Below are 25,223 nucleotides of genomic sequence, written 5' to 3'. Positions count from 1 at the left end.
GTGGTGTGCTCAGGGCTCGACCTGGACGCTGGTCGTCGAGAGCGTCGCGCGACGCCCGAGGCTGATGGGGATGATGGCCGCCGCACCGAGGACGGCGAAGAGCGCCGCGACCCAGTACACGGACCCGTACTCACCGCCCGCCAGGAAGAGGACTGCGGCGGCGGCGAACGGGCCGATGGCCTGGGGGACCTGGTTGGCCAAGTTCAGGGTCGACAGGAACCGGCCGTTCTGGTTCTCGTCGTCGGGGAGCACGTCGAGCTGCAACGCCTGGTCGACGGCCCCGTAGATGCCGATGGCGAGGGAGCAGATCGTCGATCCGATGATGTACTGGGGCACAGATGCCGCGGTGGCGATGGTGATCAGCCCGGCGCCGAGCACCAGGGCGCTGACGATCAGGAACGGCTTTCGCGTGCCGAGCTTGTCGGAGAGCCAGCCGGAGCCGAGAGCTCCGAGGATGGCTGCCGGGATCCCGATCGTGCCGACGAGGGCGACGAGGACGGCGACCTCGGCAGCGGTCATGCCGAGCCGGGTCGTGAGCAGGTACACCGAGTAGATCTGCATGAAGGCGATGGCGCAGAAGACGAGCGCCTTGCTGAGCCACACCCAGGCGATGTTGGGGTACCTGCGAGGACTGAACCAGAAGCCCTGGAACAGAGCGCCGAGCTTGAGGGCCCGGTGCTCCTCCGACACCTGCCGGTCGTGCATCGTGGCGATGAACACCACCAGGCCGAGGAACGCGACCAGCCCGGGGGCGAGGAACATCAAGGACGGCGTTTCCGCGAAGGCCCCGGCGAGGGTGATGCCAGCGATCGGCGCGACCTGGGTGATGGTGCCGTTGATGCCCATCACGCGGCCGCGCTGGGAAGCGGGCAGATGGTCCCCGAAGTAGGCCAGGATCATGACCGAGGAGAAGGTGTACCCGAGGAACGCCACGAGCCACCCGGCTACGAGGAGCACGACGGAGTCCGTCAGGCCGACCACCGACGCGCCGATCAGGCCGAGGGCTCCGCCGAGGATGAGCCAGGGTCGACGGCGTCCCAGCCGTGAACGAGTCCGGTCGCTGAGGACCCCCACCATCGGCGTCAGGAAGATGGCCACGATGCCGGGGATGCCGACGGCCAGGGCGAGGACGTAGTCGCGGGAGTCCGGGGCTACGGACCCTACCCGGACCGCGAGAGAGAAAGCCGTCGGCGCGACGAACGCCACGTACAACGTGAACTGCGCGACGAAGACGGGGAGGAGCTGGCGCACCCGCATGCGCGGCACCGGGCGGCTGAGAGCGACCTCGCCGAGTTGAGCAGCTGCGAGGCCCGCTGCCGCGGATGGTCCCGTCGGCACCGGGCTCACCAGGTCCTCAGCAGGGTCGTGTCGTTCGGTCATGTCAAAACTCCGTCGGTTTGAGCTCGTGAGCCGGGCGAGCAACGCCCGGCGGGCCAAACCATACCTGTATCTGGTTTTCGGGACAAGCCAAAACCAGACCGAGGTCTTGCGTTAAGGTCGAGGCATGGTCGGACGCGGTACCTACGCCAAGGGCGACGCCAAGCGACAGGAGATCCTCGACACGGCCCTTCGCCTCGTCGAGGAGAAGGGTTACGCCGCCGTGACGCTCCGTGAGATCGCGGCCGAGACGAACTTGACGAAGAACGGTCTGCTGCACCACTTCACCTCGCGCGACGAGATCTTCGTCGGGGTGCTCCGCCGGCGTGACGACCTCGCTCGGACTCGGTACGCGGGCTTGTCGCATGCTCCTGTCGGCGTCGTGGACCATCTCGGTGAGCTCTCGGGCATGCCGGGGCTGGCGGAGATCTACGCTCGTCTCTCGGTGGAGGCAGCCCGCTCCGAGCATCCTGCCCACGCGTACTTCGCTGAACGCTACGACGCCGTCCGCGGCGCGTTCCGAGAGATGTTCGAGAGGTTCGAGGCGTCAGGAGACCTGCTCCCCGACCTGGATCCCGAGACGTGCGCGACGCTGCTCATGGCATCCACGGAGGGCCTGCAGATCCAGTGGCTCTACGACTCCTCCATCGATCTCGAGGGTCACATCACGTCGTTCTTCGCCCTCTGCGGCGTGAGCCTCGCCCCTTCTGAGCTGCCTGCAGCGATCCGGCCGTAGCCGCTCGAGTACCGCTCAGCCCGGGGCTCTGCTCGCCCCGCTGAGGTCGACGGAAGGGCATCACGGTCCAGCGGGCCAGTCATCGACGTGGTCTCTGGGTCGCTGTCCGTGCCGACGCTGGGCCTGCTGCGCGGACAGGTGACGTCTGATCCGGCTCGCCCGGTGAGGTCGGCCTGGAGGGACGCCGTCGTACGCGTGCCTCACCCGCAGGGGTTCCGCGACCATGTCGTCCGTGTCGCTCGGAATCGTGAGCCGAGAGTGACGACCACGTGGCTCGCCGCCGACGTCGGCGTCCACCCGAGGACGCACTGCGGCCCCCTCCGCCGGGGGTCAGCTCGACGGGGGCCACTTCGACAGCTGTCGCCGTGACCGGCGGGCGCGGCCCGGTCCGTCGTCGGGTCCGGCCTCAGTCGCTCGGCACGGGGATCGGCGTCGGGTCCTGGTCGTCGTTCGTGCAGAGCACCACCTCGGTCGGGGGTACGTCGGGGTCGCAGATCTTCACGTCCACCTCTTCGCCGTCGATCTCGGTCGTGAAGGAGAAGGCTCCGTACGCGACCCCCTCGTACTCCTCGCCCGTGAGGTCGGTGCCGCACGCCTCGTCGAGGTAGGCCGCCGCCTCCTGGGACTCGGGATCTGAGCGGTCGACGAGGCCGCACGAGGTGAGCGTCGCGGCCGTCGTGGCGGCGACGGTCAGGCCGAACGAGATCCGTGCGAGGGCCCGGGTGCGGGCGGCACGGGGCCGGAGGGGCGCGGCAGGAGGAGGATCCGTCCTGTCCCCGACGCGAGTGCCGGGCGCACGGGCGGGTCTGCCCCCGAACGGATGGGTGCCGACCCGGCGTCGCCACGTGGCGGTGCCGCCCTCGTTCGGCCACCATGGGGCCAGGACGTCGACAGGGGGCTGAGATGGACGCACCACCACCCGCAGCGGGTGCGGAGGGGACCGAAGCGCAGGGGCCACCCGCCGTGGCAGGGCGGGGGACGGGCATCGCCCTCGCGATCCCGCTGCCGATCGCCCTCGTCGTCGGCTGGACGGTGCAGCTCGGGACACTCCTGGGCCGCGACTTCGGGTCCTCCGACGGGCGCGCGGGCGAGACGACCGTGCTCGTCGGGCTCCTCGCCGGAGCGGTGCTCGGCGTGGGGGCGCCCGTCGCGGTCCTCGTGCTCGAGGCCCGGGCCCGGCGCCGCGATCCCCGCCGCTCGTCCGTGGCGTTCGCCGCGGCGATCGTGGTCCTGGTGATCGGCGTGCTCACGAGCGGACTCGTCGCGGGCGCCCAGGTCCCGGTCGCGATCGCCGACCTGCACCGGCGGGCCCAGCCGCCCACCGAGGCCGAGTCGCGCCACCCCGGGCAGGAGGCCGGCGACGAGCTGCGCAGGATCGGTGACGGGACCGTCGTGGCCCTCGGCGGCGACCCCGCGGTCGGGCGCGACGGCCCGGGCGCGGCCGCCCGTCTGGGCAGCGAGGAGTGCGTCCTCGACAACGGCGGCCCCGGCGTCTCGTGGCGGTACTCGTACGCCGCGGACCAGCTCGTCGACGACGTCGGCGCACCGCTGCTGCCCGAGGGCGCGGACGAGATCCCCGGCACGCGGAGCGATCTGGGCGGGGTCCGCGAGTTCTGGGCGGGCGAGGGCATCGGGGCGGACCGTGACGACGTGGGCTTCGACCAGGTCGTCCCCGTCTCGGACCAGCTCGAGCGCTGGTCGTACGCGCGGTCCGGGCCGACGGTCGTCCTCGTCGGCACGTGCGTCGTCCCGTGATGGAGAGCAGCGGCAGGAGCCCCTCGCGCACCCGGTCCTGGGGGCGGTCCCGCCAAGACGCCGAACGGTCCGTGCGCCACCCTGTACTCGTGCCCTAGCATCGCCGCATGTCGACCCTGGTCCCCGCCTTCACCATCGCGTTCCTGGCCGCCCTGATCATCCCGATGATCGTCACGACGCTCGTCCGGCGGGGCGACCGCCGCCGCGGGCCCGCGGGCCTCGAGCCCGACGCCGTGACCGGCGTCCTCTTCTCGGTGCGGCCCCGCCGGTGGCAGCACGTGGTGATCCGGGTCCTGGGCGTCCTGTTCGTGGTGGTCGGCGGCTTCTTCGCCCTCGCCGTGGTCGTCGTCGCGAGCGACGCCGACGGTGCCCCGATGGAGACCGGCGCCGTGGTCACGCCGTTCGCGATCCTCGGGGCGGGGGCGGCCCTCCTGGTCCTGGCCAGCTCCCTGGCGCGGACGCGGATGGACGTCCTGCCCGACCGCATGGTCGTCCGGCGCGGGTTCCGGGCCGAGCGCGTCGTGCCCCTCACGGAGATCGCGGAGATCGCCCCGTTGGCCAACCAGTACGGCGGCATCCAGGCGCGCGGCGCCGACCGGTCGCGGTTGTTCTACTCGATGGGCCTCGACCTGCACCACGCCGACCTGCTCGAGCACCTGCAGCGCCGTCGTCCCGATCTCCTGGCTCCGCCGCAGCAGGAGTGGGCACCGCCCGCGCCGCCGGCGGGTTGACCTCCCCAGGCCTTCCGGCGCCTCCTGCGGCGCCGTCACGGGCCGGGTCGCCCCTCGACGCGGGTCGCGGCCACGCGGGCGGTCCACCGACGGTGTCCCGGGCCGCGGCGTAGGGTCGCGCGCATGACAGATCTCGCCGGCGCGGTGGTGCTCGTGGTCGGAGCGTCCGGGGGCCTCGGCCTGCGCCTGGCCGCCATGCTCGAGGACGAGGGCGCCCTCGTCGTCCGCACCGCGCGGGGGAGCGATCCGGAGCGGGCCCAGGGGGCGCTCCTCGCGGACCTCCGCGACCGGTCGGCGCCGGCCACCCTGGTCGGTGCCGTGCTGGAGCGGCACGGGCGGCTCGACGGCGTGGTCGTGGCGGCGGGCCTCGTCGCCTTCGGCCCCGCGGTAGAGCTCGACGACGACGTCCTCGACGACCTCCTGGCGGTCAACGCGACGGGCCCGATCCGCCTGCTGCGCGAGGCGCACGCCGCACTGGCCGACTCCGCGGCGCAGGGGCGCGAGCCCTTCGTCGTGACCCTCAGCGGCGTGGTCGCCGAGTCGCCCACGTCGGGCATGGCGGCCTACTCCGCGTCGAAGGCGACCCTCGCGGCTTTCGTGGCAGCGGCCTCCCGTGAGCACAGGAGGTCCGGCATCCGCCTGCTGGACGCCAGGCCCGGTCACACGGACACGGGCCTCGCGAGCCGGGCGATCGCCGGACGCGCGCCGTCCTTCGGCTCGGCCCTCGACCCCGACGTGGTGGCCGAGCGGATCGTGCGCGCCGTCGTCGACGGGGACCGGGACCTGCCGAGCACGGCCTTCAGCGGCTGAGGCGCGCGGCCAGGTACGGCGCCGTGCGGCTCTCGGTCGACGCCGCCACCTCGGCCGGCGTGCCGACCGCGACGACGCGGCCACCGCCGTCCCCGCCGGCCGGCCCGAGGTCGACGACGTGGTCGGCCGCGGCCACGACGTCCATGGCGTGCTCGACGACCACGACGGTGCTGCCGGCGTCGACGAGGCGCTGCAGCTGCCCTACGAGCAGTTCGACGTCGGCCGGGTGCAGCCCCGTGGTGGGCTCGTCGAGGAGGTACAGGGTGCGACCCGTGCGCGCCCGCTGCAGCTCGGTGGCGAGCTTGATGCGCTGCGCCTCGCCCCCGGAGAGCTCGGGCGCGGGCTGCCCCAGGCGCAGGTAGCCCAGGCCGACCTCGCGCAGGGTCCGCAGGCTACGGGCCGCGGCCGGCACGTCCGCGAGGAACGGCTCGGCCTCGTCGACCGTGAGGCCCAGCACGTCGGCGATCGTGGCCCCGTGCCACGTGACCTCGAGGGTCTCGGCGGCGTAGCGCGAGCCGTGGCACTCGGGGCAGGGCGCCCAGCTGCCGGGGAGGAAGAGCAGCTCGACCGAGACGGAGCCCTCGCCCTGGCACACCTCGCAGCGGCCGCCCGCGACGTTGAACGAGAAGCGCCCCGCGGTCCAGCCGCGCGACCTCGCGCCGTCGGTGGCGGCGAAGGCGGCCCGCACGGCGTCGAAGAGGCCGGTGTAGGTGGCGAGGTTCGACCGCGGCGTGCGGCCGATGGGCTTCTGGTCGACCTCCACCACGCGGTCCACGAGCTCGTGCTCGGTCGCGCGCGCGGGCAGCACCTGCCCCACGAGGGTCGACTTGCCGGAGCCGCTCACGCCGGTGACGGCCGTGAGCACGCCGAGGGGCAGGTCGACGTCGAGGTCCCGCAGGTTGTGGGCCGTGACGTGGCGCAGCTCGAGCGTGCCGATCGGCGTGCGTCGCGGCCCGTCCGCACCGCTCCGCGCCGCCGGGTCCAGGAACCGCCGCGTCACCGACGCCTCGACCTCGTGCAGCCCCTCGACCGGCCCGCTGTAGAGGACCTGCCCGCCCTGCCCGCCGGCACCGGGCCCCACGTCGACGATCCAGTCCGCCCGGCGCACGAGGTCCATGTCGTGCTCGACCACGAAGACGCTGTTGCCGCCGGCCCGCAGCTCGTCGAGCACCTCGACGAGCTGCTCGGCGTCGGCGGGGTGCAGGCCCGCGGAGGGCTCGTCGAGCACGTAGACGACGCCGAAGAGCCCGGAGCGCAGCTGCGTCGCGATGCGCAGGCGCTGGGTCTCGCCGGGGGAGAGCGTCGGGGTCGCCCGGTCGAGGCTGAGGTAGCCGAGGCCGAGCCCCGTGAGCACCTCGGCCCGGCCGAGCAGGTCGCGGGCGAGCGCGACGGCGACCTCGGTCCCCTCGCCCGAGCTGGCCCGTGAGGTCGCGGCGGCCGCGCCGGTGAGCTCGGCCGTGGGGCGCAGCACCTCGACCAGCTGCGCGAGGGGGAGCGCGGCCAGGTCGGCGACGGTGCGCCCCGCGAAGGTCACGGCGAGCGCCGCGCGGGTGAGGCCGGTCCCGCCGCAGAGCGAGCACGGCCCGCTCTCGACGAAGCGGAGCGCCTTGGCCCGCTGCTGTTCGCTGGCCGAGTCGGCGAGGGTGTGCAGCACGTACGAGCGCGCGCTCCAGAAGCGCCCCTTGTAGGGCTTGGCGACGCGGTCGCGCTGGGGGACGACCTCGACGACGGGCTGCTCCTCGGTGAAGAGCAGCCAGTCGCGGTCGGCGCGCGGCAGGTCGCGCCACGGCACGTCGAGGTCGTGGCCGAGCACGGCGGTGACGTCGCGCAGGTTCTTGCCCTGCCAGGCGCCCGGCCAGGCGGTGATGGCGCCCTCCCGGATCGTGAGGGAGGCGTCGTGCACGGCCGACGCCTCGGTGACCTCGTGCGCCGTGCCCAGCCCGTGGCAGCGGGGGCAGGCGCCGGCGGCCGTGTTCGGCGAGAAGGAGTCGCTCTCGAGGCGCTCGGTGCCCTCGGGGTAGCTGCCGGCCCGCGAGTAGAGCATGCGCACCGAGTTGGACAGCGTCGTCAGCGTGCCCACGGTCGACCGGGAGCTCGCGGTGCCGCGGCGCTGCTGCAGGGCCACGGCGGGCGGCAGCCCCGTGATCTCGTCGACCCGGGGCGTGCTGCCCTGGGCGATGAGGCGGCGCGCGTAGGGCGCGACCGACTCGAGGTAGCGTCGTTGGGCCTCGGCGAAGATGGTGCCGAACGCGAGCGAGGACTTGCCCGACCCCGACACGCCCGTGAAGGCCACGAGCGCGTCGCGCGGCACGTCGACGTCGACGGCGCGGAGGTTGTTCTCGCGCGCTCCCCGCACCCGGACGAAGCCGTCCGCGGCGGCGGGGTCGGGAGGGCAGGAGGCGCGGGGCGAGGACGAGGGCATCCGGGCGATGCTAGGCGCTGGGTCGGGTCGTCGCCCCTCGCGCCCTCCGTGCATGCTCGAAGATGACTGCATCGGCCCCACATCGATCATGGGCTTGCAGGATGCTCGTCCTACCCCCAGAATCGTGCCACGGACGGCGCAGGGCTCGTCCCGACAGGGAGGCACCACGATGACCGTCCGCCCCATCTCCGCCCGCCGGGTCGCCCCGGCCGTGACCGCCGGGCTCGCGCTCGCCCTCACGGGCCTGCTCGCGCCTCCTGCCTCGGCCGCCCCCATCGTCACCACCGTCGACTACGCCGGGAGCGACGCCGTCGTCGCGAACCCCGAGCGCGGCTTCTACCACCACACCGAGACCCACTACCGTGCCGGCGGCGAGGGCTGGGCGCCCCTCGACGCCGCGCAGCTCGAGGCCTGGCGGTCCGAGGGCGTGACGCAGGTGCTGCGCGTCGTCTACCTCGAGGCCTTCGTGGGCACGCCCACGCTCGACCAGGACCTCCTCGAGCGGCTGCAGGCCGACTACGACACGGCCCGCGGGTCGGGCGTCGGCGTCATCACGCGCTTCGCCTACGTGCAGGGCGGGTCCTTCCCGTACACGGCGCCCTACGGCGACGCGCCCGTCGAGGTCGTCCTGGCGCACGTCCGCCAGCTCGGGCCCGTCCTCCGGGCGAACGCCGACGTGATCCCCGTGGTGCAGTCCGGCTTCATCGGGCTGTGGGGCGAGGGCTACTACACGGACGACTTCGCCTCCGACCCGGCGAACCCGGGACTGCTCACCGAGGAGGACCAGGCCAAGCGCCGTGCCGTCTACGAGGCGCTCCTGGCCGAGCTGCCCGCCGACCGCAGCATCCAGCTGCGCACGATGGCGATGAAGCAGTCGATGTTCGGGGTGCCGAGCGGCGTCGAGGGCGCCCTCACCGACGAGCAGGCCCACGACGGCTCGGCGCTCTCGCGGGTCGGCCACCACAACGACTGCTTCCTCGCGGCTCCCGACGACTGGGGCACGTTCCTCAGCGACCCGATCACGCTCGACCAGGAGTACCTCGAGCAGGAGACCCGCTCGGTGCCCATGGGCGGCGAGACCTGCAACGTGAACCCGCCGCGCTCGGAGTGGGCCAGCGCCTCGGCCGAGATGGAGCGGTACCACTACAGCTACCTCAACCGCGACTACCAGCCCGACGTCCTCGCCAGCTGGGGCGAGGCCGGGCTCACGGAGGCCGCGCAGCGCCTCGGCTACCGCTTCGTGCTCGAGCAGAGCCGGCTCACCGACGACGGGGCAGGAGGCGCGACCCTCGCCGTCGACGTCAGGAACGACGGCTGGGCGGCCCCGTACAACGCCCGCCCGGCGGAGCTCGTGCTCCGCGACGGGGCCGGCGAGACCCTCACCGTGCCGCTCGAGACGGACGTGCGGGACTGGGCCGCCGGCAACACGACCACGGTGACCGCCGAGCTCGAGGAGCTGCCCGAGGGCACCTGGTCGGTCGGCCTCGCGATGCCGTCGGCCTCGGCCTCCGTCGCGGACGACCCGCGCTTCGCCGTGCAGGTGGCGAACGAGGGCACCTGGGACGCGTCGACCGGGATCAACGACCTCGGTCAGCAGGTCGTCGTCGCCGCGGAGGCCGCCGTGCCGCCGACGGGCGCGCCGACCGCGCCGGGCGTGGTCGCGCCTCCTGCCGTCGTGGAGCCCGTCGTCGACCCCGTCGTGGACGAGCCCGCCGTGGCGCGCACGCCGGCCCGGGCCGCGCTGGCCGAGACCGGCGCGGACCAGGCGCCCCTCGCCCTCGCCGCGCTCGGGATGCTGCTGCTCGGCGCCGCAGGGGCCCTCCTCGCCCGACGCCGCGCGATGCCGATCCGCTCGACGCCCGACCAGGGCTGAGCGCGCGCCGCGGGCGCCGTCGCACGCCGGTCAGGCGGCGACGGCACCCCGGCTCTGCGCCGGCCGGGTGCGAGCGGTCGACGGACCCAGGGGCGCGCCGCCGGCGAGCGCCGCGGACGCCGCGCGGTGGAACGTCGTGACGGCGTCCCACCAGTAGCGGCGGCGTCGCAGGCCGCAGGTGACCAGCGCGCCGCCGTGGTCGAGGACGAGCACCGTGGCCGCCCCTGCCGCGACGCCCGTCCAGACGAGGCCGACGGCCGCGCGCAGCGGGCCGGGGACGCCGGCGAAGCCCTGTCGCAGGCGGTCCACCTGGAACCGCAGGTGGTCGCGCTCGTCCGTCGCGATGCGGCGGCCGATGCCGCGCAGCACCGGGTCGGGGGCGTCGTCCGCGAGGGCGACGAACCAGCCGAGGGAGACGGCCTCCGCGACGAGGAAGAGCGCGATCTCCGTGCGCAGCCCGAGGGAGCGCCGGAGGACCGTGAACGCCGCGTCGGACCAGTGCGCCTCGAGCTCGTCACCGCCGAGATGGGCCAGGCCGCGGCGGAACAGGGCCGCGTGCCGCTGCTCCTCGGCGACGAGGAGCTCGAGCGCCCGGACGTAGCCCGGGTCGCCCGACGCCCTCGCCTTCCCGAGGAGCCGGGCGCCGTCGCCGTCCTCGCCGAGGGCGAAGCGCTGGAAGGAACGGACGAAGGCCGCGCGCTCGGCGTCGGGGAGCGTGCAGGGGGAGCCCCAGGGCACCTCGGCCTCGAGGGCGCGCTGCCGCGTGGGTGCGGTCTCGAAGTGCGTGGTCCAGTCGTCGTAGGTCATGGGGCGACGGTACGGAGCCGTGGCGGGGCCGCGCGTCCGTCGCTCGGCCACGCGTCCTGGACCGCGGGACCCGCTCGCGTGGTCCTCCCGACGGAGGGCGCGTCCGCCCGTCGGTCGGGCGGGCCCGCGGAGCCTGACCGACACGTGTCGGGCAATGCGGCCCGGCCGACGAGCAGGAGCGCGCCCGGTGCCATCCGGACGCCGAGGGTCGAGGCCTCCCTGCGCCAGGTCGACGCGGACGACCCCGAGGGTGCCGCCGAGCAGTCCGTCCAGGGGGACCCGACGGAGCGCGACGGCGGAGATCGCGAGCGTCGTGGCGTTCCTGCTCTCCGACGACGCCACCCGCGTCGACGCGGCCGTCGTGCCCATCGACGGCGGGCCGTCCACTCCGTGCTGACGGGACGCGTCCGCGGCCCCGGGTGGCCGCCGGTGTCGGTGGCCGCCCCTAGCCTTGCCGTCGTGCCGGAGCCGATCGACAGCTGGTGGGCGCGACGACAGCGGTCGCGCGGTCTCGACGTGCCGTACGCGCCGGGCACGTACCGCGACTCCTGGGCCCGGTACCCGGTGCTCGTGCGGCAGTACCGGCCGGAGCACAACCAGGGCGTCCTGCTCAGCCAGGTGCCGCCGGCCGCCGACGTCTGGCTGTGCTGGCAGTGCGACGCGGGGCACCTCTTCGTGGCGACGCCCGACGAGCAGCGGCACCGTCCGGGCCGTGAACGCCGACGCTCGTCGTGGTGCCCGTCGTGCAGCGCCCTCGCCGACCCGCGTCGGCTGCCCGCCCTGCCGATGGACCCGGGGCGCAAGGCCGAGGCGCCGGGGGCGCTGCCGCCCCCACCAGGCGAGGGCGGCGGAGCGGTCGCGGACTCGGCCGAACGGCTCGAGCGCCTGCGCCGGCTCGCCGGGGCGGGCGGCAGCCCTCGTCCTCCGCGTGCGGGTGCCCGTCGGGCGGCCGAGCGCGGCCCCTGCTCGAAGACCCCCGACCTGCCGGTGGGGGAGCCCTTCGCGAGCGCCTGCGCACCCCCGCCGGCCTCGGCCGTCGAGGAGCGCCTCCGGGCCGACCTGGCCGCGGCCCTGACCTTCACGCCCGGCCTCAACGCGGTTCGGCTCGGGGCTCCGTTCTTCGACCACCTCGAGGCGTGGCCCGACATCGTGCTGCCCGAGCTGCGGATCGCGGTCGAGTACGACTCGACCGGTCGGCACGGGCTCGAGCACGTCGGGCACCGCGAGGCCGCCGACCGGCGCAAGGACCGCGCGCTGCGACGGGCCGGGTGGGAGGTCGTGCGCCTGCGCACGGGGCGCCTGGAGCCGCTCGGGCCCCACGACCTCGTGCTCGCGGGGATCGGCCGCAGCACCGTGCCGCGCCTTCTCGACGTGTTCCGCGAGGTGCGCGGCGACCTCTACGTCGACGCCTGGCTGCGCTGAGCGGCATCCTGCTGCGGGCTCACGGCGGTACTCGCGCAGCCGCTGTGCGACGTCGCGCTCAGCCGCGGAGCGCGAGCGCCTCGCTGACCCAGCGGGCGCTCAGCCGCGGAGCGCGAGCGCCTCGCTGACCCAGCGGGCGTGCTGCCGCCACGGGTCGTCGACGCCCGCCCGCAGCAGGGCGGCCCGGGCCAGGATCTCGGGCGAGGCCACGAACCACTCGGTGCGTCCGTGCCGGTGCTCGGCGAACTCGACGTGGCGACGGTGCTCGACGACGCGGTCGCCCCGTTCGAAGGCCAACAGCTCGTCGTGCCAGAGCCGGGCCAGTCGCTGCCGGGGGTTCGCCGTGGTGCCGATCTTGACCCGGTCGCCGAAGCGCAGGTAGTACACGACGTCGACGCGCGGCGGGGGCAGCTCGCCGTCGGGCACCTCGCCGAGCCGCCACTCGCAGACGGCGCACTGCCAGCCGGAGGCGCGGTGCACCCCGTGGCGTGACGCGCAGGCCGGGCACGGGGTCGGCAGCAGGTCGACGACCCCGTGCCCGGCCGCGTGGTGCTCTGCGGCGAGCGCCAGGTGCTGCGGGCACAGCGGCACGGGTGAGCCGGGCTCGACGGGCCTCGGGCAGGGCTCGTCGTCGGCGGCGCAGGCCCGCACGAGGGCCGGGGCACGGTTCTCGGTCACGGTGCGACGCTAGGCCGCACCACCGACGCCGGCCGCACCACCGGCGCCGGCCGCACCACCCACGGGTGGGCGGTCAGTCCTCCTGCTCGCGGCTGCGTCGGGTCTCGCGGTCGTTGGCCCGGGCGATCGCGTCGACGAGCTCGTCCTTCGTCATGCGGCTGCGTCCGCGCACGTCGAGGCGACGGGCGACCTCGAGCAGGTGCTGCTTCGAGGCGTTCGCGTCGACGCCGCCGCGGGTGCCCGCACCGCGGTCGGCCGCACCGGCGTCAGAGGGACCCGAGGAGGCCTTGCGCTCCCAGTGGTCGCCGACCTTCTCGTACTCGTGCTTGAGGGCCGACCAGGCGGTGCGCTGCGCCCGCTCGCCCTCGCCGTAGCTGTCGACGGCGGAGCGGTGCGCGGCGCTCCACAGGTCGCGGGCGTGCGCGTCGGAGCGCTCGAGGGTGCTGGGCAGGTCGTCATCGGGCTGGGCCACGGTCGTCCTCCGGGGTCGTCGGGAAGGTGCGGTCCGGCCCATCCTGCCCCGCGCCTCCTGCCGGCCGTGAGGGAACCGTGAGGATCGGGCCACGCGGCGTGAGGAAAGCGTGAGGACCGCCGTCGGGCGCCCGACGGAGGTGTCTCATGGCTCGACGTGCCACCCGGCACCGGGCCTCGCGGCCCGTCAGACCCTCAGGAGTGACCCGTGCTGGACATCGTGCACGTTCTCGTCGTGATCGCGGCCTTCGCCGTGGTCGCCCTCGTCGGCAAGGGGGTCGAGAAGCTGTGAGCGTGCTCGACCTCGGAGCGGTGGTCCTCGCCGTCGCCGCCCTCGCCTTCCTCGTGCGGGCGCTCGTCGCGCCCGAGGACGACTGATGGCCGCCCTGGCCGGCGTGCTGCAGGTGCTCGCCGTCGCAGCCGTCCTCGTCGCGATCCACCGTCCCCTCGGCGACCACATGGCCCGCACCTGGTCGTCGACCCGCGACCTGCGCGTCGAGCGCGGCTTCTACCGCCTCGTCGGCGTCGACCCCGCGTCGGAGCAGACCTGGCCGCAGTACCTCCGCGGCGTCCTGGCCTTCTCGGTCGTGGGCGTGCTGCTCGTCTACCTGCTCCAGCGCACGCAGGCGCTCCTCCCGCTGTCGCTCGGGCTGTCCGCCGTGCCCGAGGGGCTCGCCTTCAACACGGCGGCGTCGTTCGTCACCAACACGAACTGGCAGTCGTACTCGCCCGAGCTCGTGATGGGCCACCTGGTGCAGCTCGCCGGACTCGCCGTGCAGAACTTCACCTCCGCGGCCGTCGGCCTCGCGGTCGCCGTCGCCCTGGTCCGCGGCCTGGCCCGGACGCGCAGCGCCACGCTGGGCAACGTGTGGGTCGACGTGACTCGCGGGCTCGTCCGCCTGCTCCTGCCGCTGTCGCTGCTGGCCGCGGTCGTCCTCCTCGCCGGCGGCGTCGTGCAGAGCTTCGCCGGACCCGAGCAGGTGACGACCCTCACGGGCGGCTCGGCGACGATCCCCGGCGGACCGGTCGCCTCGCAGGAGGCGATCAAGCTGCTCGGCACCAACGGCGGCGGCTTCTTCAACGCGAACTCGGCGCACCCGTTCGAGAACCCGACCCCGTGGACGAGCGCCTTCTCCATCGTGCTCATGCTGGCGATCCCGTTCTCGCTGCCGCGCACGTTCGGCACGATGCTGGGCGACCGCCGTCAGGGCACGGCCATCGCGGCCGTCATGGCCACGATCTTCGCCGTGTCGCTCACGCTGCTCACCTGGGCCGAGCTGCGCGGCGCGGGCACGGCGCCCGAGCTCGCAGGAGGCGCGATGGAGGGCAAGGAGGTCCGCTTCGGCATCTGGGGCTCCACCCTGTTCGGGTCGACCTCGACGCTCACCTCCACGGGCGCGGTCAACTCGATGCACGACTCCTTCACCGCGCTCGGCGGCACGCTGCCGATGATCAACATGATGCTGGGCGAGATCGCCCCCGGCGGCGTGGGCTCCGGCCTCTACGGCATGCTCGTGCTCGCCGTGGTCACGGTGTTCATCGCGGGGCTCCTCGTCGGACGCACGCCCGAGTACCTGGGCAAGAAGATCGGGCCGCGCGAGATCAAGCTCGCGAGCCTGTACATCCTCGTGACCCCCGTCCTCGTGCTCGGCGGCACGGCCCTCAGCTTCGCGATCCCCGCCGTCCGCGCCGACGTCGAGGCCACCTCGATCTGGAACCCCGGGCTGCACGGCTTCTCGGAGGTGCTCTACGCCTTCACGAGCGCCTCCAACAACAACGGCTCGGCCTTCGCCGGGCTCACCGCCAGCACCCCCTGGTTCACGACCGCGCTCGGCCTCGCGATGATCCTCGGCCGCTTCGTGCCGATCGTGCTCGTCCTCGCCCTGGCCGGCTCCTTCGCCGCCCAGGACCGCGTGCCCGCCACCAGCGGGACGCTCCCCACGCACCGCCCGCAGTTCGTCGGCATGCTCACCGGCGTCGCCGTGGTCGTGACCGCGCTCACCTACTTCCCGGTCCTCGCACTGGGACCGCTCGCCGAAGGGCTGAACTGACCATGACCGCACCGACCCCGCACGCGCCCGCCGAGGCGCCCGAGACCGCCGCCGGAGACGCCGAGGCCACCGCCGCACCGGCGCGGGCCGACCGCACGCGGCGTCCCTTCACCCTCGCCCAGGTGGGCGCCGCGCTCCCCGGCGCCTTCCGCAAGCTCGACCCGCGCGTCCTGCGCCGCTCGCCCGTGATGTTCCTCGTCGAGGTCGGCGCCGCCTACGTGACGGTGCTCGCGATCGTGGGCAGCGTCACGGGCGAGGCCCAGACCTCGGGCGGCTCGCCCGTGCCCGGCTCCTTCACCTGGGCCATCGCCGTCTGGCTCTGGCTCACGGTGCTGTTCGCCGCGCTCGCCGAGTCCGTGGCGGAGGGCCGCGGCAAGGCGCAGGCGCAAGCGCTGAGGGCCACCCGCACGAGCACGACCGCGCGCCGCCTCGTCGACCACGACGCCAGCGGCGACCCGGCCGGCGAGCACGCCGCCACCGAGGAGGTCGCGAGCGCCGACCTGGCGCTCGGCGACGTCGTCGTGGTCACCGCCGGCGAGCTCGTCCCCGGCGACGGCGACGTCGTGCACGGCATCGCCAGCATCGACGAGTCCGCCGTCACGGGGGAGTCCGCGCCCGTCATCCGCGAGTCCGGCGGCGACCGCAGCGCCGTCACGGGCGGCACCCGCGTGCTCTCCGACCGCATCGTGGTGCGCATCACCTCGAAGCCCGGCGAGACCTTCGTCGACCGCATGATCCGCCTCGTCGAGGGGGCCTCTCGGCAGAAGACCCCCAACGAGATCGCGCTCGACATCCTGCTGGCCAGCCTCTCGATCGTGTTCCTCGTCGTGGTGCTCACCCTCAACCCGATGGCGTCCTACTCCGACGCCTCGGTGAGCGTCCCCGTGCTGATCGCCCTGCTCGTCTGCCTCGTGCCCACCACCATCGGCGCGCTGCTCTCCGCCATCGGCATCGCCGGCATGGACCGGCTCGTGCAGCACAACGTGCTCGCCATGTCGGGTCGCGCCGTCGAGGCCGCCGGCGACGTCACCACCCTGCTGCTCGACAAGACCGGCACCATCACCTACGGCAACCGCCGCGCCACCGACGTCGTCCCGCTCGACGGGGTCAGCCGGGCCGAGCTCGTCGACGCCGCGGCCACCTCGTCGCTCGCCGACCCGACGCCGGAGGGCACGAGCGTCGTCGCGCTCGCCGAGGCGTCGGGCTGGCACCGCGACCCGTCCCGGGGCGGCGAGGTCGTCCCGTTCACGGCCCAGACCCGCATGAGCGGCCTGGACCTGCCCGACGGCACGCTGGTGCGCAAGGGGGCGGCGGCCGCGGTCGTCGCCTGGGTCGAGGCCGAGGCTGCGTTGAGCGCCGGGCAGCGCGAGGAGCTGACCGCCCACGTCGAGGCCGTCTCGCAGGCGGGCGGCACGCCGCTCGTCGTGGCGGTCCGCCCGGCAGGAGGCGCGCCCCGGGTCCTCGGGGTCGTCCAGCTCTCGGACGTGGTCAAGGAGGGCCTCGCCGAACGCTTCGCCGAGCTGCGCAGCATGGGGATCCGCACCGTCATGGTGACGGGCGACAACCCGCTCACCGCCCGGGCCATCGCCGCCGAGGCCGGCGTCGACGACGTGCTCGCCGAGGCGACGCCCGAGGACAAGCTCGCCCTGATCCGGCGCGAGCAGGAGGGCGGCGCGCTCGTCGCGATGACGGGCGACGGCACCAACGACGCCCCCGCCCTGGCCCAGGCCGACGTCGGCATGGCCATGAACACGGGCACGTCGGCGGCCAAGGAGGCCGGCAACATGGTCGACCTCGACAGCGACCCGACGAAGCTCATCGACGTGGTGCGCATCGGCAAGCAGCTGCTCATCACCCGTGGTGCCCTCACGACGTTCTCGATCGCGAACGACGTCGCGAAGTACTTCGCGATCATCCCCGCGATGTTCGCGGGCGCGTTCCCGGGGCTCGGGCTGCTCAACGTCATGCAGCTGTCGTCGCCGGCCTCGGCGATCCTCTCGGCCGTGGTCTTCAACGCGCTGGTCATCGTCGCGCTCATCCCGCTCGCCCTCAAGGGCGTCCGCTACCGGGCGGCCTCGGCGTCGAGCATCCTGAGCCGCAACCTGCTCGTCTACGGCCTCGGCGGCGTCGTCGCGCCGTTCCTGGGCATCAAGGCGATCGACCTCGTCGTCAGCCTCCTGCCCGGCTTCTGAGCCCCCGGAACCGCACCCCACCCTCCTGCGCCCCCGGAACCGCACCCCACCCTCCTGCGCCCCCGGCGCACCGCACGAACAGGAGCACCACATGGACCTCCGCAGCACCGCACGTCAGCTCGGCGTCGCCACCAGGGCGATGCTCGTCCTCACCGTCGTCCTCGGCCTCGGCTACACGGCCCTCGTCACGGGCCTGGGTCAGCTCGTCCTGCCCGGTCAGGCGAACGGCAGTCGGGTCGAGCACGACGGCGCCGTCGTCGGCTCGGCCCTCATCGGCCAGGGCTTCCTCGACGCCGACGGCGACCCGCTCCCCGAGTGGTTCCAGCCGCGGCCCTCGGCGGCCGGCGACGGCTGGGACGGCGCCGCCTCGAGCGGCAGCAACCTCGGGCCCGAGAACGACGACCTCGTGGCCGCCGTCGAGGAGCGCCGGGCCGCCGTCGCCGAGCTCGACGGCGTCGACCCGGCGAGCGTGCCCGTCGACGCGCTCACGGCCTCCGGCTCGGGCCTCGACCCCCACGTGAGCCCGGCGTACGCGCGTCAGCAGGCGGCCCGGGTCGCCGAGGCCCGGGGCCTCCCCGTGGCCGAGGTGGAGCGCCTGGTCGAGGAGCACGTGACGGGCCGCGACCTGGGGTTCCTGGGCGAGCCCCGCGTCGACGTGCTCGAGCTCAACGTGGCCCTCGCCGATCGCTGAGCCCGGGATCTGTGAGGATGGCGCCATGACACGAGGTCGGTTCCGGGTGCTGCTGGGCGCGGCGCCCGGCGTCGGCAAGACCGTGACGATGCTCGAGGAGGGCGCGCGGCTCGCCGGCGAGGGACGGGACGTCGTCGTCGCGGTCGTCGAGACGCACGGCCGGGCCGGCACGGCCGCCCTCGTCGAGGGGCTCGAGGTCGTCCCGCGGCGCGAGGTGCTGCACCGGGGCGTGGCGCTCAGCGAGCTCGACCTCGACGCGGTCCTCGCCCGCCGGCCCGACGTCGCCCTCGTCGACGAGCTGGCCCACACGAACGCGCCGGGGCTCCGCCACGAGAAGCGGTGGCAGGACGTCACGGCCCTGCTCGACGCCGGGATCGACGTGCTCACGACGGTCAACGTGCAGCACGTCGAGTCGCTGAGCGACGTCGTCGAGAAGATCACGGGGGCCGCGCAGCGCGAGACGGTGCCCGACGCCGTGCTGCGGGGCGCGGACCAGGTCGAGGTCGTCGACCTCGCCCCGCAGGCGCTCCGCGACCGGCTCGCGGCCGGGCACGTCTACCCGGCGGGCCGGATCGACGCCGCCCTGTCGAACTACTTCAGGCTCGGCAACCTCACCGCCCTGCGGGAGCTGGCCCTGCTCTGGCTGGCCGACGAGGTCGAGAGCGCGCTCCGCACCTACCGGTCCGAGCAGGGCATCGACGCCACGTGGGAGGCGCGCGAGCGCGTCGTGGTAGCGGTCACGGGAGGTCCGGAGGGCGAGACGCTCGTCCGTCGCGGCGCGCGCATCGCGGCCCGCTCGTCGGGCGGCGACCTCGTCGTCGTGCACGTCAGCGCGCAGGACGGCCTGGTGGGGGCCGAGCCGGGCGCGCTCGCCGCCCAGCGCGCGCTCACGGAGAAGCTCGGCGGCAGCTGGCACGAGGTGGTCGGCGACGACGTGCCCCGCGCCCTCGTCGAGTTCGCGCGGGCGCTGGGCGCGACGCAGCTCGTGCTCGGCGTGAGCCGTCGCAGCCGACTGCAGACGGCGCTGACCGGACCGGGCATCGGCGCCACGGTGGTGCGCGACTCGGGCGACATCGACGTGCACATGGTCACCCACGCGGCGGCGGCCGGCGGGCGCCTCGCCCTGCCGCGCACCGGCGGCGCCCTCTCGGTGCGACGGAGGCTGGCCGGTGCCGCGCTGGCCCTGGTCGGCGGGCCGCTCGTCTCGTGGTTGCTGGTCAGCCAGCGCAGCGCCGACAGCCTCACGAGCGACGTGCTGGCGTTCCAGCTGCTCGTCGTGGTCGTGGCGCTGGTGGGCGGGATCTGGCCCGCCCTGCTCGCGGCGGTGCTCTCCGGCCTCACCCTCGACTTCTTCTTCGTCGAGCCCTACCGCTCGATCACGGTCGGCGAGCCCTTCCACCTGCTCGCCCTCGTGCTCTACGTGGTCAACGCGGTGCTCGTGAGCAGCGTCGTCGACCGGGCCGCCCGACGGGCGCGCGCGGCGGCGAGGGCGCGCAGCGAGGCCGAGCTGCTCGCGAGCGTGGCGGGCGGGGTGCTGCGCGGGCAGGACGCCCTCCAGGCCCTGCTGGAGCGCACCCGAGAGGCGTTCCGGCTCCGGGCCGTGCGCGTCCGGAGCGACGGCGTGCTCGTGCACGAGGTCGGCGACCCGTGCCCGGCCCCGCGCACGGACGCGGTCGAGCCGCGCGAGGAGCCCGACGTGACGGTCGTCGCGGCGGGGGAGCGCGCCACGCTCGAGCTGGTGGGGCCCGCCCTCGACGCCTCGGAGCAGAGGCTCGTCTCGGTCGTCGCCGCCCAGGTCGAGGCGGCGCTCGAGCGCGCGAGCCTCAGCGCCACGGCCGACCGGGCCGAGCCGCTGGCGCAGGTCGACCGGGTGCGCACGGCCCTGCTGGCGGCCGTGGGCCACGACCTGCGACGACCGCTCGCCTCGGCGACGGCGGCCGTGACGGGCCTCCGGTCGCCCACCGTCCGCTGGAGCGACGACGACCGTGACGAGCTGCTCGCCACGGCCGAGGAGAGCCTCGGTGCCCTCACCGCGCTGCTCACCGACCTGCTCGACGTCAGCCGCGTGCAGGCCGGCTCGCTCGCGGTCTCCCTCGCCCCGGTCGACCTCGACGACGTCGTCGCGGGCGCGCTCGACGAGCTCGACCCCGACCCCGGGCGCCTGCGCCTCGACCTCGACGGCGAGGCCCCGGCCGTCGTCGCCGACGCGGTGCTCCTGCAGCGCGTCGTGGTGAACCTGCTCGACAACGCGCTCCGCCACGCCCCGGTCGACCGACCCGTGCTCGTCGCGGCGAGCGCCTTCGGCGGCGTCGTCGAGCTGCGCATCGTCGACCACGGCCCGGGCATCGCGCCCGACCGTCGCGACGAGGTGTTCCTGCCCTTCCAGCGCCTGGGCGACGTCGACAACACGACCGGCCTCGGCCTCGGCCTGGCGCTCTCCCGCGGCTTCGCCGAGGGCATGGGCGGCACGCTCGTCGCCGAGGACACCCCGGGCGGCGGCCTCACCATGGTCGTCTCCCTGCCCGCCGACCCCAGCGCTCCGGAGGCTGCCGCGTGAAGATCCTGCTCGCCGACGACGACCCGCAGATCGTGCGGGCGCTCACCGTGACCCTCGGCGCCGTCGGCTACGACGTGGTCGCGGCGGCCGACGGTGCCGAGGCGCTGCGGCTCGCGGTGTCCGAGCACCCCGACATCGTGGTCCTCGACCTCGGCATGCCGCACCTCGACGGCGTCTCCGTGATCGAGGGCCTGCGCGGCTGGACGCAGGTGCCCGTGCTCGTCATGAGCGGGCGCACGGGCGCGGCCGACAAGGTCGAGGCCCTCGACGCGGGCGCGGACGACTACGTGACCAAGCCGTTCGCGATGGACGAGCTGCTGGCGCGCCTCCGGGCGCTGACGCGTCGCGTGCCCGCGGGCACGGAGCGCCCCGTGGCGACCTTCGGCGACGTGCGGGTCGACCTCGGGGCCCGCACGGTCGTCCGCGGGTCGGGGTCGGCGGCGCAGCAGGTGCGGCTCACCCCGACCGAGTGGCGCCTGCTCGACCTGCTCGTGCGCAACCCGGGGCGGCTCGTCACGCGCGAGACCGTGCTCACCGAGGTGTGGGGCCCGACCCACACCCGCGACACGGGGTACCTGCGCCTCTACGTGGGCCAGCTGCGCAAGAAGCTCGAGCCGGAGCCCGCGCGGCCCCGGCACCTGCTGACGGTGCCGGGCATGGGCTACCGGTTCGTGCCCTCGGGCGACGCCTCCGACCCCGGGCCCGACGCGCCGGCGTGACCGCTCGGCCGCGGCCGGGCGTCAGGAGGAGCGGGCAGCACGACGAGGTCCAGGTGCGCCCGCAGGCCCCCGGGCACGTCGACGTCGCCGGGGGCGAGCAGCCACTGCAGCTGCAGGCCGTCCCAGAGGGCGACGAGGCCCGCGGCGGCCGCGTCGGGGTCCACGCCGTCCCGGAGGCGGCCGGCCGCGGCGAGCCGGCGGAAGTCCTCGGCGTACTCGTCGCGCAAGCGGGCGAACCGGGCGGCGACGTGCGGTCGCCCGGGGTTGCCGTCGGTGACGGCCTCGCCCGCGAGGACGGCGTAGAGCGCGATGAGGCCGGGCACCTCGGCGTTGGCCTCGGCCTGCGCGACGACGCGGTCGACGAGGTCGTCGCTGCGGGCGGTGCCGGCGGCGCGCTCGGCCGCGACGACGTCGCGTCGCTCGAGCACGGCCTGGAGCAGGTCGCCCTTGGCGCGGAAGTAGTACAGCAGGCTGGTCTGGCTCATGCCGACCGCGTCCGCCACCTGCTGGAGGGAGCCGCCGCGGTAGCCGTTCGCGGCGAAGACGGCGAAGGCGGCGTCGACGATCGCCGCGCGGCGCTCGGCCGACTTCGCGTAGGGCCCGCGCGCACTCGTCATGCGGGTCACCCTAGGCGCGGCGACCCGCCCGGCACCAATTTCGAGTGGCCACTCGAACGCGTGGTACCGTCGCTCGACCGCGGTGACGCGGCCCCCGCACCTCCGTGCCGGCCCCGGCCGGCACCCGCCCCACGACGAAGTGAGCCGCCATGAACGCCCCGCGCACCCCGCACCCGGTCGACTACCTGACGGACACCGGTCCCGGTTCGGGCCTCCGCTCGCCGGCACGCTCGTGGCTGGCCACGGACGCCCCCACGCTGTCGCTCGACGGGGAGTGGGCCTTCCGGCTGCTCGCGGGTGCCCCGGGCACGGTGGGCGGGCGCGGGGTCCTCCCCGAGGGAGAGCCCGTCGAGGGCGTCGCCGACCCGGAGCTCGACGACTCGGGCTGGGAGCGGATCGCCGTGCCCTCGCACTGGGTGCTCACGGGCGACGGCGAGCGGGGACGTCCCGCCTACACCAACGTGCAGTTCCCGTTCCCGACGGAGCCGCCCGCCGTGCCCGACGCGAACCCGACGGGCGACCACCGTCGTCGCTTCACCCTGCCGGACGACTTCGCCGGCGCCGAGCGCGTGCTGCTCCGCTTCGACGGCGTCGAGTCGCGCTGGGCGGTCTGGCTCAACGGCGAGCACGTCGGCGTCGGCACCGGCAGTCGCCTCGCCCAGGAGTTCGACGTCACGGAGCTCCTCCGTGCCGGCGAGAACGTGCTCGCGGTGCGCGTGCACCAGTGGTCGGCGGCCAGCTACGTCGAGGACCAGGACCAGTGGTGGCTGCCGGGCATCTTCCGCAGCGTGACGCTGCAGGCGCGCCCCGTCGGCGGCGTCGACGACGTCTGGCTGACGACCCCGTGGCACGGCACCGCGGGCGACGAGGCCGGCGCCGCGACGATCGTGCCCGAGCTCACGGTCACCGAGGCCGCGTGGCCCGTGACCCTGCGCGTGCCCGAGCTCGGCGTGGACGTGCGCTGGGAGGGGCCGGCGGACGTCGCGCCCGTCGAGGTCGCCGCGGCCGAGCCGTGGAACGCCGAGCGCCCCCGCCTCTACGACGCGACGGTCTCCACGGCCACCGAGACCGTGTCCCTGCGCCTGGGGTTCCGGACCGTCCGCATCGAGGGCGACCTCTTCACGGTCAACGGCCGCCGCGTCGTGCTGCACGGCGTCAACCGGCACGAGACGCACCCCGACCGCGGCCGCGTGTTCGACGAGGCCGACGCGCGCGCCGACCTCGAGCTCATGAAGCGGTCCAACGTCAACGCGATCCGCACCAGCCACTACCCGCCGCACCCGCGCCTCCTGGACCTCGCCGACGAGCTCGGCTTCTGGGTCGTGCTCGAGTGCGACCTCGAGACGCACGGCTTCGAGCGTCACGGCTGGGCCGAGAACCCGAGCGACGACCCGCGCTGGCACGACGCCTACGTCGACCGCATGGTGCGCACCGTCGAGCGCGACAAGAACCACCCGAGCATCGTGCTCTGGTCCCTGGGCAACGAGTCCGGCACGGGGCGCAACCTCGCCGCGATGTCGGCCTGGACGCACGCGCGCGACGCGGGCCGCCCCGTGCACTACGAGGGCGACTACACCGGCGCCTACACCGACGTCTACTCGCGCATGTACTCCTTCGTCGACGAGACGCGCGCGATCGGGGCGGGCGACGCCTCCGTGCCGCTGCTCGGCTGCACGCCCGCCGAGGCGGCGCGGCAGCGGTCGAAGCCGTTCCTGCTGTGCGAGTACGTGCACGCGATGGGCAACGGCCCGGGGGCCATCGACGACTACGAGGCGCTCGTCGACGCGTACCCGCGCCTGCACGGCGGCTTCGTCTGGGAGTGGCGCGACCACGGCCTGCGCACCCGCACGGCCGACGGCACCGCCTACTTCGGCTACGGCGGCGACTTCGGCGAGGTCGTGCACGACGGCAACTTCGTCATGGACGGCCTTCTGCTCAGCGACGGCACCCCGACCCCGGGGCTGCACGAGTGGGCCCAGGTCGTGGCGCCCGTGCGCCTCGCGGTCGCGTCGTCCGGCGTGACCGTGACGAACCTCCGGCACTCGGCACCGACCGACGACGTCGAGGTGCGCTGGTCCGCCGAGCACGACGGCGTCGTCGTCGCCGAGGGCGTCCTCGACGTGCCGGTGCTCGCCGCGGGTGCGGCGACGACGGTGCCCCTGCCCGACGTGACGGTCGCCGAGCACGCCGAGACCTGGCTGACGCTGCGGGCCGTGCAGCGCGCGGCGACGAGCTGGTCACCGGCCGGGCACGTCCTCTCGACGGCACAGCGGGACCTGACCCCGCGCCGGACGCTCGTGCGCACGGCACCGCGCCCGACGGCACCGGTCGCGCAGGAGGCCCGGTTCGACGGCCTCGGGTCGGGTCGCCTCGCGCTCGGCCCCGCCGAGTTCGTCGACGGTCGCCTCGTCGCCCTCGGCGGCGCGCCCGTGGACGGTCCGCGGCTCGAGCTCTGGCGGGCTCCGACGGACAACGACCGCGGCACCGGGCACCTGCCGGAGGACCGCGACCGTGACCCGCGTCGGGACCGGCACCGGGCCGACGCCTACATCCGGCGCTCGGAGCCCACGGCGGAGGAGACCTGGCTGCGTGCCGGGCTCGACCGCATGGTCGGCCGTGTCGAGGAGCTGCACGCCGACCAGCGCGGCGTGCACGTGCGCACCCGGTGGGCCGCCGCCGACGCTCGCGACGCCGTGACCGTCGACGAACGCTGGACGCTCGACGCCGACGGCGCGGTCGTGCTGGCCCTCGACCTGGTCCCGACGGCCGACTGGGACCTCACCTGGCCCCGCGCGGGCGTGCGGTTCGACCTGCCCCTCGACGTGCAGCGGGCAGCATGGTTCGGCACCGGTCCCCGCGAGTCGTACCCCGACAGTCGTCGGTCGGCGCTCGTCGGCCGGTTCGAGGCCGACGTCGACGACCTCGTCGTCGAGTACGCCCGGCCGCAGGAGAGCGGGCACCGCTCCGCCCTCCGCTCGCTCGAGCTGACGCGCGGGGGAGCGTCGGCGCCGTGGCTGCGCGTGGACGCGGACCCCGACGCCTCGGGGCGCCGGCCCGGCTTCGGCCTGCGCCGGCACACCGGCCAGCAGGTGGCCGCGGCGGGGCACCCGCACGAGCTCCCCGCGCCCGTGGCGACGCACCTCTGGGTCGACGCGGCCCAGCACGGCCTCGGCTCGCACGCCTGCGGACCCGACGTGGCGCCCGAGCACGTGCTCCGGCCGGGTGCGCACGCGCTGCGCCTGCGCTTCAGCGCGGTCGGCTGACGCCTTCTCGTAAGAGCGGTTCCGGGGGAGCGGTCTCGGACCGGACCCTCG

The 25,223-nt window shown here is 74.8% G+C and carries 19 protein-coding genes; 12 read left to right on the top strand and 7 right to left on the bottom strand.

Going from position 1 to position 25,223, the window contains the following annotated elements:
* Positions 1 to 9 precede the first annotated feature (9 nt).
* Complete coding sequence (locus ACYVHQ_RS03660) at positions 10 to 1,380, bottom strand: MFS transporter (RefSeq protein ID WP_460510775.1); 1,371 nt, start codon at positions 1,378 to 1,380, stop codon at positions 10 to 12.
* Between the two features lie 124 nt (positions 1,381 to 1,504).
* Between ACYVHQ_RS03660 and ACYVHQ_RS03655 the strand changes: the two genes are divergently transcribed.
* Entirely contained in the window at positions 1,505 to 2,113 is a 609-nt protein-coding gene (locus ACYVHQ_RS03655; protein ID WP_460510774.1) for a TetR/AcrR family transcriptional regulator, read from the top strand.
* A gap of 406 nt (positions 2,114 to 2,519) precedes the next feature.
* Here the strand turns inward: ACYVHQ_RS03655 and ACYVHQ_RS03650 are convergent, their stop codons facing one another.
* On the bottom strand, positions 2,520 to 3,029 hold the full coding sequence (locus ACYVHQ_RS03650) for a hypothetical protein (protein WP_460510773.1): 510 nt from the start codon (positions 3,027 to 3,029) through the stop codon (positions 2,520 to 2,522).
* Between the two features lie 47 nt (positions 3,030 to 3,076).
* Between ACYVHQ_RS03650 and ACYVHQ_RS03645 the strand changes: the two genes are divergently transcribed.
* The 3 genes from ACYVHQ_RS03645 to ACYVHQ_RS03635 all read left to right on the top strand — a co-directional run bounded on the left by ACYVHQ_RS03645 (position 3,077) and on the right by ACYVHQ_RS03635 (position 5,409).
* Positions 3,077 to 3,868 carry a hypothetical protein gene (locus tag ACYVHQ_RS03645; RefSeq protein ID WP_460510772.1) on the top strand — a complete coding sequence of 264 codons (792 nt, stop codon included), beginning with the start codon at positions 3,077 to 3,079 and terminating at the stop codon, positions 3,866 to 3,868.
* Between the two features lie 107 nt (positions 3,869 to 3,975).
* On the top strand, positions 3,976 to 4,599 hold the full coding sequence (locus ACYVHQ_RS03640; RefSeq protein WP_460510771.1) for a hypothetical protein: 624 nt from the start codon (positions 3,976 to 3,978) through the stop codon (positions 4,597 to 4,599).
* A 123-nt stretch (positions 4,600 to 4,722) separates the two neighbouring features.
* A complete protein-coding gene (locus ACYVHQ_RS03635; RefSeq protein ID WP_460510770.1) occupies positions 4,723 to 5,409 on the top strand; it encodes an SDR family NAD(P)-dependent oxidoreductase in 687 nt (228 codons plus the stop codon).
* Here the strand turns inward: ACYVHQ_RS03635 and ACYVHQ_RS03630 are convergent.
* Positions 5,399 to 7,831 carry an excinuclease ABC subunit UvrA gene (locus tag ACYVHQ_RS03630; RefSeq protein WP_460510769.1) on the bottom strand — a complete coding sequence of 811 codons (2,433 nt, stop codon included), beginning with the start codon at positions 7,829 to 7,831 and terminating at the stop codon, positions 5,399 to 5,401. The genes ACYVHQ_RS03635 and ACYVHQ_RS03630 overlap by 11 nt on opposite strands.
* A 169-nt stretch (positions 7,832 to 8,000) precedes the next feature.
* Between ACYVHQ_RS03630 and ACYVHQ_RS03625 the strand changes: the two genes are divergently transcribed.
* Positions 8,001 to 9,704 carry a DUF4832 domain-containing protein gene (locus ACYVHQ_RS03625; RefSeq protein ID WP_460510768.1) on the top strand — a complete coding sequence of 568 codons (1,704 nt, stop codon included), beginning with the start codon at positions 8,001 to 8,003 and terminating at the stop codon, positions 9,702 to 9,704.
* A 30-nt stretch (positions 9,705 to 9,734) separates the two neighbouring features.
* Here the strand turns inward: ACYVHQ_RS03625 and ACYVHQ_RS03620 are convergent, their stop codons facing one another.
* Positions 9,735 to 10,511, bottom strand: a complete 777-nt coding sequence (locus ACYVHQ_RS03620; RefSeq protein ID WP_460510767.1) for a ferritin-like domain-containing protein — start codon at positions 10,509 to 10,511, stop codon at positions 9,735 to 9,737.
* Positions 10,512 to 10,970: 459 nt separating this feature from the next.
* On the opposite strand from ACYVHQ_RS03620, the gene ACYVHQ_RS03615 reads away from it, so the two are divergent.
* The gene (locus ACYVHQ_RS03615; protein ID WP_460510766.1) at positions 10,971 to 11,933 is read left to right on the top strand and encodes a hypothetical protein; all 963 of its coding nucleotides are present in this window, start codon (positions 10,971 to 10,973) and stop codon (positions 11,931 to 11,933) included.
* Positions 11,934 to 12,032: 99 nt separating this feature from the next.
* Here the strand turns inward: ACYVHQ_RS03615 and ACYVHQ_RS03610 are convergent, their stop codons facing one another.
* Complete coding sequence (locus ACYVHQ_RS03610; protein WP_460510764.1) at positions 12,033 to 12,611, bottom strand: GIY-YIG nuclease family protein; 579 nt, start codon at positions 12,609 to 12,611, stop codon at positions 12,033 to 12,035.
* Between the two features lie 73 nt (positions 12,612 to 12,684).
* Positions 12,685 to 13,125, bottom strand: a complete 441-nt coding sequence (locus ACYVHQ_RS03605; protein ID WP_460510763.1) for a ChaB family protein — start codon at positions 13,123 to 13,125, stop codon at positions 12,685 to 12,687.
* A 334-nt stretch (positions 13,126 to 13,459) separates the two neighbouring features.
* Between ACYVHQ_RS03605 and kdpA the strand changes: the two genes are divergently transcribed.
* From kdpA to ACYVHQ_RS03580, 5 genes are all read left to right on the top strand, one after another.
* The gene (kdpA, locus tag ACYVHQ_RS03600) at positions 13,460 to 15,133 is read left to right on the top strand and encodes a potassium-transporting ATPase subunit KdpA (protein ID WP_460510762.1); all 1,674 of its coding nucleotides are present in this window, start codon (positions 13,460 to 13,462) and stop codon (positions 15,131 to 15,133) included.
* Positions 15,134 to 15,135: 2 nt separating this feature from the next.
* Positions 15,136 to 17,325, top strand: coding sequence for a potassium-transporting ATPase subunit KdpB (gene kdpB, locus ACYVHQ_RS03595; protein WP_460510761.1), 2,190 nt, complete (start codon positions 15,136 to 15,138; stop codon positions 17,323 to 17,325).
* Between the two features lie 91 nt (positions 17,326 to 17,416).
* Positions 17,417 to 18,016, top strand: coding sequence for a K(+)-transporting ATPase subunit C (gene kdpC / locus ACYVHQ_RS03590; protein WP_460510760.1), 600 nt, complete (start codon positions 17,417 to 17,419; stop codon positions 18,014 to 18,016).
* 25 nt (positions 18,017 to 18,041) lie between these two features.
* A complete protein-coding gene (locus ACYVHQ_RS03585) occupies positions 18,042 to 20,573 on the top strand; it encodes a DUF4118 domain-containing protein (RefSeq protein WP_460510759.1) in 2,532 nt (843 codons plus the stop codon).
* The gene (locus ACYVHQ_RS03580; RefSeq protein WP_460510758.1) at positions 20,570 to 21,292 is read left to right on the top strand and encodes a response regulator; all 723 of its coding nucleotides are present in this window, start codon (positions 20,570 to 20,572) and stop codon (positions 21,290 to 21,292) included. Before ACYVHQ_RS03585 ends, ACYVHQ_RS03580 begins: the two co-directional genes overlap by 4 nt.
* On the opposite strand, the gene ACYVHQ_RS03575 is transcribed toward ACYVHQ_RS03580, so the two are convergent.
* Positions 21,235 to 21,909: a TetR/AcrR family transcriptional regulator gene (locus ACYVHQ_RS03575; protein WP_460510757.1), complete on the bottom strand. Its 675-nt coding sequence runs from the start codon at positions 21,907 to 21,909 to the stop codon at positions 21,235 to 21,237. The genes ACYVHQ_RS03580 and ACYVHQ_RS03575 overlap by 58 nt on opposite strands.
* A 149-nt stretch (positions 21,910 to 22,058) precedes the next feature.
* Between ACYVHQ_RS03575 and ACYVHQ_RS03570 the strand changes: the two genes are divergently transcribed.
* Positions 22,059 to 25,172, top strand: a complete 3,114-nt coding sequence (locus ACYVHQ_RS03570; RefSeq protein ID WP_460510756.1) for a glycoside hydrolase family 2 TIM barrel-domain containing protein — start codon at positions 22,059 to 22,061, stop codon at positions 25,170 to 25,172.
* Positions 25,173 to 25,223: the final 51 nt, after the last annotated feature.

The sequence above is a fragment of the Frigoribacterium salinisoli genome, assembly GCF_054781095.1.
This window is presented reverse-complemented; position numbering and strand designations above follow the sequence as displayed.